11 protein-coding genes are annotated in these 12,496 nt (G+C 69.3%); all 11 read right to left on the bottom strand.

Annotated features, from left to right (window positions below):
- Window position 1 precedes the first annotated feature (1 nt).
- From nuoL to IEY91_RS29355, 11 genes are read right to left on the bottom strand one after another with little or no spacing between them, the layout of a single operon-like run.
- Window positions 2–1,897, bottom strand: a complete 1,896-nt coding sequence (nuoL, locus tag IEY91_RS29405) for an NADH-quinone oxidoreductase subunit L (protein WP_164321891.1) — start codon at window positions 1,895–1,897, stop codon at window positions 2–4.
- 14 nt (window positions 1,898–1,911) lie between these two features.
- Window positions 1,912–2,211 carry an NADH-quinone oxidoreductase subunit NuoK gene (gene nuoK / locus IEY91_RS29400; RefSeq protein WP_164321893.1) on the bottom strand — a complete coding sequence of 100 codons (300 nt, stop codon included), beginning with the start codon at window positions 2,209–2,211 and terminating at the stop codon, window positions 1,912–1,914.
- A complete protein-coding gene (locus tag IEY91_RS29395; protein ID WP_164321895.1) occupies window positions 2,208–3,071 on the bottom strand; it encodes an NADH-quinone oxidoreductase subunit J in 864 nt (287 codons plus the stop codon). Before IEY91_RS29395 ends, nuoK begins: the two co-directional genes overlap by 4 nt.
- On the bottom strand, window positions 3,068–3,736 hold the full coding sequence (gene nuoI / locus IEY91_RS29390) for an NADH-quinone oxidoreductase subunit NuoI (protein WP_373288045.1): 669 nt from the start codon (window positions 3,734–3,736) through the stop codon (window positions 3,068–3,070). Before nuoI ends, IEY91_RS29395 begins: the two co-directional genes overlap by 4 nt.
- Complete coding sequence (gene nuoH / locus IEY91_RS29385; protein WP_164328285.1) at window positions 3,729–5,117, bottom strand: NADH-quinone oxidoreductase subunit NuoH; 1,389 nt, start codon at window positions 5,115–5,117, stop codon at window positions 3,729–3,731. Before nuoH ends, nuoI begins: the two co-directional genes overlap by 8 nt.
- Window positions 5,117–7,630 (bottom strand): NADH-quinone oxidoreductase subunit G, encoded by a 2,514-nt coding sequence (locus IEY91_RS29380; protein ID WP_189176309.1) that lies wholly within the window; start codon window positions 7,628–7,630, stop codon window positions 5,117–5,119. Before IEY91_RS29380 ends, nuoH begins: the two co-directional genes overlap by 1 nt.
- On the bottom strand, window positions 7,627–8,997 hold the full coding sequence (gene nuoF, locus IEY91_RS29375; RefSeq protein ID WP_189176308.1) for an NADH-quinone oxidoreductase subunit NuoF: 1,371 nt from the start codon (window positions 8,995–8,997) through the stop codon (window positions 7,627–7,629). The genes IEY91_RS29380 and nuoF overlap by 4 nt, the downstream gene beginning before the upstream one ends.
- Complete coding sequence (gene nuoE, locus IEY91_RS29370; RefSeq protein WP_164321902.1) at window positions 8,997–9,854, bottom strand: NADH-quinone oxidoreductase subunit NuoE; 858 nt, start codon at window positions 9,852–9,854, stop codon at window positions 8,997–8,999. Before nuoE ends, nuoF begins: the two co-directional genes overlap by 1 nt.
- A complete protein-coding gene (locus tag IEY91_RS29365; RefSeq protein WP_189176307.1) occupies window positions 9,851–11,185 on the bottom strand; it encodes an NADH-quinone oxidoreductase subunit D in 1,335 nt (444 codons plus the stop codon). Before IEY91_RS29365 ends, nuoE begins: the two co-directional genes overlap by 4 nt.
- Window positions 11,182–11,934, bottom strand: a complete 753-nt coding sequence (locus IEY91_RS29360; RefSeq protein ID WP_189176306.1) for an NADH-quinone oxidoreductase subunit C — start codon at window positions 11,932–11,934, stop codon at window positions 11,182–11,184. The genes IEY91_RS29365 and IEY91_RS29360 overlap by 4 nt, the downstream gene beginning before the upstream one ends.
- Window positions 11,931–12,485: a NuoB/complex I 20 kDa subunit family protein gene (locus tag IEY91_RS29355; protein ID WP_016640165.1), complete on the bottom strand. Its 555-nt coding sequence runs from the start codon at window positions 12,483–12,485 to the stop codon at window positions 11,931–11,933. Before IEY91_RS29355 ends, IEY91_RS29360 begins: the two co-directional genes overlap by 4 nt.
- Window positions 12,486–12,496: the final 11 nt, after the last annotated feature.

Below are 12,496 nucleotides of genomic sequence, written 5' to 3'. Positions count from 1 at the left end.
ATCAGACCGCCCTCATCAGCAGCGTCGCGACGATGAGGACCGCCGCGCCGCCGAACATCGAGACCGCGTAACTGCGTGCGTAACCGTTCTGCAGCTTGCGCAGCCGCCCGGAGAGCCCGCCGACCGAGGCCGCCGTGCCGTTGACGACGCCGTCGACCAGGGTGTGGTCGACGTACACCAGGGAGCGCGTGAGGTGCTCGCCGCCGCGCACCAGGACCACGTGGTTGAAGTCGTCCTGGAGCAGGTCGCGGCGGGCCGCGCGGGTGAGCAGCGAGCCGCGCGGGGCGACGACCGGGACCGGCCTGCGGCCGTACTGGACCCAGGCCAGGCTCACGCCGATGACCAGGACCACCATGGTGGCGCCCGTGACCGTGGCGGCGCTGAGCGGGGAGTCGCCGTGGTCGTGGTGCGTGACCGGCTCCAGCCAGTGCATGAAGCGGTCGCCGATGCTGAAGAAGCCACCCGCGAACACCGATCCGACGGCGAGCAGGATCATCGGGATCGTCATGGACTTGGGCGACTCGTGCGGATGCGGCAGTTCGCCCTGAGCGTCCGGCTGCCAGCGCTTCTCTCCGAAGAAGGTCAACAGCATCACGCGCGTCATGTAGTACGCCGTGATGGCCGCGCCGAGCAGTGCCACCGAGCCGAGGATCCAGCCCTCCGTGCCGCCCTTGGCGAACGCCGCCTCGATGATCTTGTCCTTGGAGAAGAAGCCGGACAGACCCGGGAAGCCGATGATGGCGAGATAGCCGAGACCGAAGGTCACGAAGGTCACCGGCATGTACTTCCGCAGGCCCCCGTACTTCCGCATGTCCACCTCGTCGTTCATGCCGTGCATGACCGAACCGGCGCCGAGGAAGAGCCCGGCCTTGAAGAAGCCGTGCGTCACCAGGTGCATGATCGCGAAGACGTAGCCGATGGGGCCGAGGCCCGCGGCCAGGATCATGTAGCCGATCTGGGACATCGTCGACCCCGCCAGGGCCTTCTTGATGTCGTCCTTCGCGCAACCGACGATCGCACCGAAGAGGAGCGTCACGGCGCCCACCACGGTGACGGCCAGCTGCGCGTCCGGGGCGCCGTTGAAGATCGCCCCGGAGCGGACGATCAAGTACACGCCGGCGGTCACCATCGTCGCCGCGTGGATGAGGGCCGAGACCGGGGTCGGGCCCTCCATCGCGTCCCCGAGCCAGGACTGCAGCGGCACCTGGGCGGACTTGCCGCAGGCCGCGAGCAGCAGCATCAGGCCGATCGCCGTCAGCTTGCCCTCGCTGGTCTCACCGGTGGCCTCCAGGACGGGCCCGAAGGCGAACGTCCCGAAGGTGGTGAACATCAGCATGATGGCGATCGAGAGGCCCATGTCGCCGACGCGGTTGACCAGGAAGGCCTTCTTGGCCGCGGTGGCCGCGCTGGGCTTGTGCTGCCAGAAGCCGATCAGGAGGTACGAGGCGAGGCCGACGCCCTCCCAGCCGACGTACAGGAGCAGGTAGTTGTCGGCGAGGACCAGCAGGAGCATCGCCGCGAGGAACAGGTTCAGATAGCCGAAGAAGCGGCGGCGGCGCTCGTCGTGCTCCATGTACCCGATCGAGTACAGGTGGATCAGCGTGCCCACACCGGAGATCAGCAGGACGAACGTCATCGACAGCTGGTCGAGCTGGAAGGCGACGTCCGCCTTGAAGCCCTCCACGGGGATCCAGCTGAACAGATGCTGGTGCAGGGACCGCTCCTCGGCGCCCTTGCCGAGCATGTCGGTGAAGAGCGCCAGGCCGATCACGAAGGAGGCGGCCGAGAGCAGCGTGCCGAGCCAGTGGCCCACGCGGTCCAACCGGCGCCCGCCGCACAGCAGTACGGCCGCTCCGAGCAGAGGCGCCGCTACCAGCAGCGCAATCAAGTTCTCCACGATTCAGCGACCCCTTACAGCTTCATCAGGCTGGCGTCGTCGACCGAGGCCGAGTGGCGGGAGCGGAACAGCGACACGATGATCGCGAGCCCGACCACGACTTCGGCGGCGGCGACGACCATCGTGAAGAAGGCGATGATCTGGCCGTCCAGGTTGCCGTGCAGCCGGGAGAAGGCGACGAACGCGAGGTTGCAGGCGTTCAGCATCAGCTCGATGCACATGAAGACAACGATCACGTTCCGCCGGATCAGCACGCCGGTGGCGCCGATGGTGAACAGCAGCGCCGCCAGATACAGGTAGTTGACCGGATTCACTTCGACGCCTCCTCGGTCTCCTCGGCACGATCGCCGTCGCCGTTGCGGCCGCCGCCCTTGCGGTGCGGGTCGGGCCGCTCCAGGCGGTCCGCGGCGCGCTGCTCCAGGGCCCGCAGGTCGTTCAGCGCCTCGGTGGAGACGTCACGGATCTGGCCGCGCTCGCGCAGCGTCTTGTTGACCGTGAGCTCCGAAGGCGTGCCGTCCGGGAGCAGGCCCGCGATGTCCACCGCGTTGTGCCGGGCGTACACACCCGGGGCCGGCAGCGGCGGCAGGTGCTTTCCACGCACGCGCTCCTCGGAGCGCTCGCGCTGGGTCTTGGCGCGCTCCGTGCGCTCGCGGTGGGTGAGCACCATCGCGCCCACCGTCGCGGTGATCAGCAGGGCGCCGGTGATCTCGAAGGCGAAGACGTACTTCGTGAAGATGAGGGACGCGAGGCCCTCCACGTTGCCGCCCTCGTTGGCCTTGGCCAGGCCGTTGAAGTCCTTCACGGAGGCGTTGCCGATGCCCGCGAACAGCAGGATCGCGAAGCCGAATCCGCACAGGGCGGCCAGCCAGCGCTGGCCCTTGATGGTCTCCGTCAGGGAGTCGGCGGCGGTGACGCCGACGAGCATGACCACGAAGAGGAACAGCATCATGATCGCGCCCGTGTAGACCACGATCTGGACGATGCCCAGGAAGTACGCGCCGTTGGCCAGGTAGAACACCGCAAGGATGATCATGGTCCCGGCCAGGCAGAGCGCGCTGTGCACCGCCTTGCGCATGAGGATCGTGCACAGCGCGCCGATCACGGCGACCGTGCCGAGCACCCAGAACTGGAAGGCCTCACCGGTGGAGGTGGTGTAGGCGGCGAGGCCGGTCATGCACCCTCCCCGGAGACGGGCTTCTCGCCTTTGGAGACGGCCACTTGGGGCACCGTGCCCGACGCGGCCTCCGTGACGAGCCCGCGGTAGTAGTCCCCCTCGTCCATGCCGGGGAAGATCGCGTGCGGCGATTCGACCATGCCCTCTTCGAGGCCGGCGAGGAGCTGTTCCTTGGTGTAGATGAGGTTCTCGCGGCTGCTGTCGGCCAGCTCGAACTCGTTCGTCATCGTCAACGCGCGCGTGGGGCACGCCTCGATGCACAGACCGCACAGGATGCAGCGGGCGTAGTTGATCTGGTAGACGCGGCCGTACCGCTCGCCCGGGGAGTAGCGCTCCTCTTCGGTGTTGTCCGCGCCCTCCACGTAGATGGCGTCCGCGGGACAGGCCCAGGCGCACAGCTCGCAGCCGATGCACTTCTCCAGGCCGTCCGGATGGCGGTTGAGCTGGTGCCGGCCGTGGAACCGGGGAGCGGTGGTCTTCTGCTGCTCCGGATACTGCTCGGTCAGCCGCTTCTTGAACATGGCCTTGAAGGTCACGCCGAAGCCCGCGACGGGGTTCTGGAACCCCTGGTTGGACTGGTTCGACTGCTGCGGGTCGGCCGCCTGCTGCTGCTCGGGCAGCTGCGAGCGCTTCGGCCGGTCCGGCATGTTCGACTGCTCAGCCATCGGACGCCTCCTTTCCGTCACTTTGAGTATCGGGCCCACCACTGACAATCAACTCCCGCTCGTGGCGCGGGCGTCGGCGCGGCACCGGCGGCAGGCTCTGTCCGGGCAGCGGAGGCACCGGGAATCCACCGGCCATCGGGTCGAAGGCGGCGGATTCCGCGGGCGGGGAAGCCGCCGTCTCCTGCTTCTCACGCTTGTCGCGGAAGATGTCCACGAGTACGGAGAGCAACAACAGGGCGAGTACTCCGCCGCCTACGTAGAGCGCGATCTCACTGAAGTCGTAGTCCTCGTTGCGCAGCGCGCGGACGGTGGCGACGAGCATCAGCCAGACCACCGAGACGGGGATGAGGACCTTCCAGCCCAGCTTCATCAGCTGGTCGTAACGGACGCGGGGCAGCGTGCCGCGCAGCCAGATGAAGAAGAACAGCAGCAACTGCACCTTGAGCACGAACCAGGCCATCGGCCACCAGCCGTGGTTCGCGCCCTCCCAGAAGGTGCTGATGGGCCAGGGAGCCCGCCAGCCGCCCAGGAAGAGCGTCACGGACACCGCCGAGACGGTGATCATGTTGATGTACTCGGCGAGCATGAAGATCGCGAACTTGATGGACGAGTACTCGGTGTTGAAGCCGCCGACGAGGTCGCCCTCGGACTCCGGCATGTCGAACGGCGCGCGGTTGGTCTCGCCGATCATCGTGACGATGTAGATCAGGAACGACACCGGAAGCAGTACGACGTACCAGCGGCCCTCCTGTGCCTCGACGATGCGTGACGTCGACATCGATCCGGAGTACAGGAAGACCGAGGCGAACGCGGCGCCCATCGCGATCTCGTACGAGATCATCTGCGCGCACGAGCGCAGACCGCCGAGCAGCGGGTACGTCGAGCCGGAGCTCCAGCCCGCGAGCACGATCCCGTAGATGCCGACCGAGGCGACCGCGAGGATGTAGAGCATCGCGATCGGCAGGTCGGTGAGCTGCATCGTGGTGCGGTGCCCGAAGATCGAGACTTCGTTGCCCGCGGGCCCGAAGGGGATCACCGCGATCGCCATGAAGGCGGGGATGGCCGCGATGATCGGCGCGAGGATGTAGACCACCTTGTCCGCGCGCTTGACGACCACGTCCTCCTTGAGCATCAGCTTGATGCCGTCCGCGAGGGACTGGAGCATGCCCCAGGGGCCGTGCCGGTTCGGGCCGATGCGCAGCTGCATCCAGGCGACGACCTTGCGCTCCCACACGATGGAGAACAGCACGGTCACCATCAGGAACGCGAAGCAGAAGACGGCCTTGAGGCCGACCAGCCACCAGGGGTCCCGGCCGAACATCGACAGGTCCTCGGCCGCCAGGGGCACCGCTGCGTGCGCGGTGTGCGCTGCGTGAAGCATCACGACGTCACCTCCGTGGCCCCGGCGGGCTCCGGCAGGGTGGCCGGGCCGATCCGGACGAGTGCGCCGGGCCGGGCGCCGGTGTCCGAAGTGACGCCTCCCCCGGTCGAGTTGAGCGGCAGCCAGACCACGCGGTCGGGCATCTCGGTGACCTGCAGCGGCAGCGTGGTCACGCCCCCGGAGCCGGTGACGGCGAGCGTGTCGCCGTCCTTGACGCCCGCCTCGGCCGCCGTGGCGGCCGAGAGCCGGGCCACCGCCGGGTGCCGGGTCCCGGCGAGCGCGTCGTCGCCCTCCTGGAGGCGGCCCTGGTCGAGCAGCAGCCGGTGGCCCGCGAGAACGGCCTCCCCGGCAGCGGGCCGGGGCGGCTGCACGGCCGTCTCCAGGGGCTCCGTGGCGTGCGGCCCGTCCCAGCCGCCGAGCCGGTCCAGCTCGCGCCGGACGGTCAGCAGGTCGGGCAGGCCCAGGTGGACGTCGCCCGCGTCGGCCAGCATGTGCAGGACGCGCGCGTCGGTCGGGGCCAGGCGGCGGGTCATGTGGTCCGGCTTGAGCGCGGCTTCGAAAAGCCGGGCCCTTCCTTCCCAGTTGAGGAAGGTGCCCGGCTTCTCGGCGACGGCGGCCACGGGAAGGACCACGTCGGCGCGTTCCGTCACCTCGCTCGGCCGCAGCTCCAGGCTGACCAGGAAGCCGACCTCGTCGAGTGCCTCACGCGCGCGTGCCGGGTCGGGCAGGTCGGCGACCTCCACGCCCGCCACGAGCAGCGCGCGCAGTTCGCCGGTCGCGGCGGCCTCGACGATCTGGCCGGTGTCGCGGCCGTAGCGGTGCGGGAGTTCGGCGACGCCCCAGACACCGGCGACCTCGTCCCGCGCGCGCGGGTCGGTGGCCGGGCGGCCGCCCGGAAGCAGCGACGGCACCGCGCCGGCCTCGATCGCCGCGCGTTCGCCCGCGCGGCGTGGGATCCACACCAGGTGCGCGCCGGTCGCCGAAGCGGTCCGTACGACAGCGGTGAGGGCGCCGGGCACGGCCGCGAGCCGCTCCCCGACGGCGATCACGGCGCCTTCGGAGCGCAGCGACTCGGCGGCCTTGGCGCCGTCCTCGTCCAGGCCGACACCGGCCGCGAGCGCGTCCAGCCACTCGGTCTCGGTGCCGGGCGCGGCGGGCAGCAGCGTGCCACCGGCCTTCTCCAGGCCGCGGGTCGCGTACGTGGCGAGCGCGTAGGTGCGCTGCCCGTGCTTGCGCCAGGCCTTGCGCAGCCGCAGGAAGACGCCGGGCGCCTCCTCCTCGGCCTCCAGGCCGACGAGCAGGACGGCGGGCGCCTTCTCCAGTGCGGTGTACGTGACGCCGCCGCCGTCGAGGTCCCTGCCGCGCCCGGCGACGCGTGCCGCGAGGAAGTCGGCCTCCTCGCTGGAGTGCACCCGCGCGCGGAAGTCGATGTCGTTCGTGTCGAGAGCCACGCGCGCGTACTTGCTGTACGCGTAGGCGTCCTCCAGGGTGAGCCGCCCTCCGGTCAGCACCCCGGCACGCCCGCGCGCGGCCGCGAGCCCCTTGGCCGCCGCCTCCAACGCCTCGGGCCAGGAAGCCGGTTGGAGCTCTCCGGAGTCGGCGTCACGCACCAGGGGCGTCGTCAGACGGTCCGGCCGCTGCGCGTACCGGAAGCCGAAGCGCCCCTTGTCGCAGATCCACTCCTCGTTGACCTCGGGGTCGTCCTGCGCGAGCCGCCGCATGACCTTCCCGCGCCGGTGGTCCGTACGCGTCGCGCAGCCGCCCGCGCAGTGCTCGCACACCGAAGGCGACGACACCAGGTCGAAGGGGCGCGACCGGAAGCGGTACGCCGCCGACGTGAGCGCGCCCACCGGGCAGATCTGGATGGTGTTCCCGGAGAAGTACGACTCGAAGGGGTCGCCGTCGCCGGTGCCGACCTGCTGGAGCGCGCCGCGCTCCAGGAGCTCGATCATCGGGTCGCCCGCGATCTGGTTGGAGAAGCGGGTGCAGCGCGCGCACAGCACGCACCGCTCGCGGTCGAGCAGGACCTGCGTGGAGATCGGCACGGGCTTCTCGAACGTGCGCTTCTTGCCCTCGAAGCGGGAGTCCGCATCGCCGACCTGCATCGCCTGGTTCTGCAGCGGGCACTCGCCGCCCTTGTCGCAGACCGGGCAGTCAAGGGGGTGGTTGATGAGCAGCAGCTCCATCACACCGCGCTGCGCCTTCTCCGCGACCGGCGACGACAGCTGCGACTTCACGACCATGCCGTCGGTGCAGGTGATGGTGCAGGAGGCCATCGGCTTGCGCTGGCCCTCGACCTCGACGATGCACTGCCGGCAGGCGCCCGCCGGGTCGAGCAGCGGGTGGTCGCAGAAGCGCGGGATCTCGATGCCGAGGAGTTCGGCGGCGCGGATCACCAGTGTGCCCTTGGGGACACTGATCTCGACGCCGTCGATCGTCAGCGAGACCAGGTCCTCCGGCGGTACCGCCGCTTCGCCGCCTCCGGAGGGAGCGCTATTAGTCGTCACTGTCATGCGTTCACCTCCGTGTACGTGTCGGACCGGCCGCCCCGGTCGGACCAGAGCGTCGACTTGGCGGGGTCGAAGGGGCAGCCCCTGCCGGTGATGTGCTGCTCGTACTCCTCGCGGAAGTACTGCAGCGAGGAGAAGATCGGCGAGGCGGCGCCGTCGCCGAGGGCGCAGAAGGACTTGCCGTTGATGTTGTCGGCGATGTCGTTCAGCTTGTCGAGGTCGGACATGACGCCCTTGCCGGCCTCGATGTCGCGCAGCAACTGCACGAGCCAGTACGTCCCTTCGCGGCAGGGCGTGCACTTGCCGCAGGACTCGTGGGCGTAGAACTCGGTCCAGCGCGTCACGGCCCGCACCACGCAGGTCGTCTCGTCGAAGCACTGCAGGGCCTTGGTGCCGAGCATGGATCCCGCGGCGCCCACGCCCTCGTAGTCGAGCGGCACGTCGAGGTGCTCGTCGGTGAACATGGGCGTCGAAGAGCCGCCGGGCGTCCAGAACTTGAGGCGGTGGCCGGCCCGCATGCCGCCGCTCATGTCGAGGAGCTGGCGCAGCGTGATGCCGAGCGGCGCCTCGTACTGGCCGGGCGAGGTGACGTGCCCGCTGAGCGAATAGAGCGTGAAGCCGGGCGACTTCTCGCTGCCCATCGACTTGAACCAGTCTTTTCCGCGATGCAGGATCGCGGGAACCGACGCGATGGACTCGACGTTATTGACAACAGTGGGGCATGCGTAGAGGCCCGCGACCGCGGGGAAAGGGGGACGGAGTCGCGGCTGGCCACGACGGCCTTCCAACGAGTCGAGCAGTGCGGTCTCTTCACCGCAGATGTACGCGCCCGCGCCCGCGTGCACGGTGAGTTCGAGGTCGAGTCCGCTGCCCAGCACGTTCTTGCCCAGATAGCCCGCCGCGTAGGCCTCACGCACGGCCTCGTGCAACCGCCGCAGCACGGGGACGACTTCACCACGCAAATAGATGAACGCATGCGAAGACCGGATCGCGTAACAGGCGATCACGATGCCCTCGATGAGGCTGTGCGGGTTCGCGAAGAGGAGCGGGATGTCCTTGCACGTCCCTGGCTCCGACTCGTCGGCGTTGACAACTAGATAGTGCGGTTTGCCGTCGCCCTGCGGAATGAACTGCCACTTCATTCCGGTGGGGAAGCCCGCGCCGCCGCGGCCGCGCAGGCCCGAGTCCTTCACATAGGCGATCAGGTCGTCCGGCGCCATGGCGAGGGCCTTGCGCAGCCCCTCGTAGCCGTCGTGACGGCGATAGGTCTCCAGCGTCCAGGACTTGTCCTCGTCCCAGAAGGCCGAAAGCACCGGCGCCAGCAGCTTCTCCGGGCTGGTCTCGTTGTCGATCTCGGCGGCCAACGTCATCACTCCCCCTCCTCGGCAGTCGGTCCGGCCGGGTGGGCCGGGTCGGAGGCCGAGGTCTTCTGCGGCGCGTCGTGCGAGCTGAGGTGCTCACTGGGAGACGGGTCGTGCGGCTGGGTGCCCTCCGGTCCGCCCGCACGCGGGTGGACCACGCGCGCGGGGGGCGCCTCGCCCTTGGCCAGGCGCAGTCCGATCAGCGAGGCGGGGCCCGCGCCGCCGGTCGCGTCGACGGCGCCGGGGCGCTCGTCCGGGAAGCCGGCCAGGATCCGCGCCGTCTCCTTGAAGGTGCACAGCGGGGCGCCGCGGGTCGGCTCGACCGGGGCGCCGGAGCGCAGGTCGTCGACGAGGCGCTTGGCGCTGCCCGGGGTCTGGTTGTCGAAGAACTCCCAGTTGACCATCACCACGGGCGCGAAGTCGCAGGCGGCGTTGCACTCGATGTGCTCGAGCGTCACCTTGCCGTCGTCGGTGGTCTCGCCGTTGCCGACGCCCAGGTGCTCCTGGAGGGCCTCGAAGATGGCGTCGCCGCCCATGACCGCGCACAGGGTGTTGGTGCAGACGCCGACCTGGTAGTCGCCGGAGGGCTTGCGGCGGTACATGGAGTAGAAGGTCGCGACCGCCGTCACCTCCGCGGTGGTCAGCGCCAGCACGTCCGCGCAGAAGCGCATGCCGGTGCGCGTCACATGGCCCTCCTCCGACTGCACCAGGTGCAGCAGCGGCAGGAGCGCCGAGCGGGAGTCGGGGTAGCGGGCGATGACCTCGCGCGCGTCGGCCTCGAGGCGGGCGCGGACGTCGTCCGGGTAGTCCGGCGGGGGCAGTTGGGGCATGCCCAGGCCGACGCCCTCGGGAGAACTGGTGGTCACCGGTCGACGCCTCCCATCACGGGGTCGATGGACGCGACGGCGACGATGACGTCGGCGACCTGGCCGCCCTCGCACATCGCCGCCATGGCCTGCAGATTGGTGAAGGACGGGTCGCGGAAGTGGACCCGGTAGGGGCGGGTGCCGCCGTCGGAGACGACGTGCACGCCGAGTTCGCCCTTGGGCGACTCCACGGCGGCGTAGGCCTGGCCGGGCGGGACCCGGAAGCCTTCCGTCACCAGCTTGAAGTGGTGGATCAGGGCCTCCATGGAGGTGCCCATGATCTTCTTGATGTGGTCGAGCGAGTTCCCGAGGCCGTCGGGGCCGAGGGCCAGTTGGGCGGGCCAGGCGATCTTCTTGTCGGCGACCATGACCGGGCCCGGCTCGAGCCGGTCCAGGCACTGCTCGACGATGCGCAGCGACTGCCGCATCTCCTCCAGGCGGATCAGGAAGCGCCCGTAGGAGTCGCAGGTGTCGGCGGTGGGGACGTCGAAGTCGTACGTCTCGTAGCCGCAGTAGGGCTGGGCCTTGCGCAGGTCGTGCGGGAGGCCTGCGGAGCGCAGGACCGGGCCGGTGGCGCCGAGGGCCATGCAGCCGGCCAGGTCGAGATAGCCGACGTCCTGCATGCGGGCCTTGAAGATGGGGTTTCCGGTGGCGAGCTTGTCGTACTCCGGAAGGTTCTTGTGCATCTTCTTCACGAACTCGCGGATCTGGTCCACCGCGCCGGGCGGCAGGTCCTGGGCGAGTCCGCCGGGCCTGATGTACGCGTGGTTCATGCGCAGGCCGGTGATCAGCTCGTAGATGTCGAGAATGAGTTCACGATCACGGAAGCCGTAGATCATGATCGTCGTCGCGCCGAGTTCCATGCCGCCTGTGGCGATGCACACCAGGTGCGAGGACATCCGGTTCAGCTCCATCAGGAGCACGCGCAGGATGGTCGCGCGGTCGGGGATCTGGTCCTCGATGCCGAGGAGCTTCTCCACGCCCAGGCAGTAGGCCGTCTCGTTGTAGAAGGACGTCAGATAGTCCATGCGCGTGACGAACGTGGTGCCCTGGGTCCAGGTGCGGTACTCGAGGTTCTTCTCGATGCCCGTGTGCAGATAGCCGATGCCGCAGCGGGCCTCGGAGACCGTCTCGCCCTCGATCTCCAGGATGAGCCGGAGCACGCCGTGCGTGGAGGGGTGCTGCGGGCCCATGTTGACGACGATGCGCTCGTCGTCGGCCTTCGCCGCGGACTGGACGACCTCGTCCCAGTCGCCGCCGGTGACGGTGTAGACGGTGCCTTCGGTCGTGGCGCGGGGGGTTGCGTGGGGAGCGGTGTGAGGAGAAGTCACGAGTACGACCTCCGCTGGTCCGGAGCCGGGATCTGGGCGCCCTTGTATTCGACGGGGATGCCGCCGAGGGGATAGTCCTTGCGCTGCGGGAAGCCCTGCCAGTCGTCCGGCATCATGATCCGCGTGAGGGCCGGGTGGCCGTCGAAGATCAGGCCGAAGAAGTCGTAGGTCTCGCGCTCGTGCCAGTCGTTCGTCGGATAGACCGCGACCAGTGAGGGGACGTGCGGATCGGCGTCCGGGGCGCTGACTTCGAGGCGGATCAGGCGGTTGTGGGTGATCGAGCGCAGGTGGTAGACGGCGTGCAGCTCGCGGCCCTTGTCGCCGAGGAAGTGCACCCCGGAGACGCCGGTGCACAGTTCGAAGCGCAGCGCCGGGTCGTCGCGCAGGGTGCGGGCCACCCGCAGGAGGTGCTCGCGCGCGATGTGGAAGGTGAGCTCGCCGCGGTCGACGACGGTCTTCTCGATGGCGTTCTCGGGGACGAGTCCCTGTTCCTCCAGGGCGCCTTCGAGTTCGTCGGCGACTTCGTCGAACCAGCCGCCGTAGGGGCGCGAGGAGGCGCCGGGCAGCGTGATGGTGCGGACGAGTCCGCCGTAGCCGGAGGTGTCGCCGCCGTTGTCGGCGCCGAACATGCCCCTGCGTACGCCGATGACCTCGCCGGCGGCGTCGCGCGGTGCCGGGACGCCGGTGCCGTTCGCCTGCTCGCCGGCGCCGCCGGGTGTGCCCTCGTTGTTCGGGTGCTTCTCGCTCACCGCAGCAGCCCCTTCATCTCAATGGTGGGGAGTGCCTTGAGGGCCGCCTCCTCCGCCTCGCGGGCCGCTTCCTCGGCGTTCACGCCGAGCTTGGAGGTCTGGATCTTCTGGTGCAGCTTGAGAATGGCGTCCATCAGCATCTCGGGCCGGGGCGGGCAGCCGGGCAGATAGATGTCGACGGGGACGACATGGTCGACGCCCTGCACAATCGCGTAATTGTTGAACATTCCGCCCGACGAGGCGCAGACCCCCATGGAGATGACCCACTTGGGGTTCGGCATCTGGTCGTAGACCTGGCGCAGGACGGGCGCCATCTTCTGGCTCACCCGCCCGGCCACGATCATCAGGTCCGCCTGGCGGGGTGAGCCGCGGAAGACCTCCATGCCGAAGCGCGCCAGGTCGTACCGCCCGGCGCCGGTCGTCATCATCTCGATGGCGCAGCACGCGAGTCCGAACGTGGCGGGGAAGACGGATGACTTGCGCACCCACCCTGCGGCCTGCTCGACGGTGGTCAGCAGGAATCCGCTCGGCAGTTTCTCTTCGAGTCCCATGCTCAGTGGCT

This window comes from Streptomyces lasiicapitis (assembly GCF_014646335.1).
GTDB lineage: Bacteria > Actinomycetota > Actinomycetes > Streptomycetales > Streptomycetaceae > Streptomyces > Streptomyces lasiicapitis.
The sequence above is the reverse complement of the archived record's forward strand: the minus strand, read 5'-3'. Positions and strand labels throughout refer to the sequence as shown.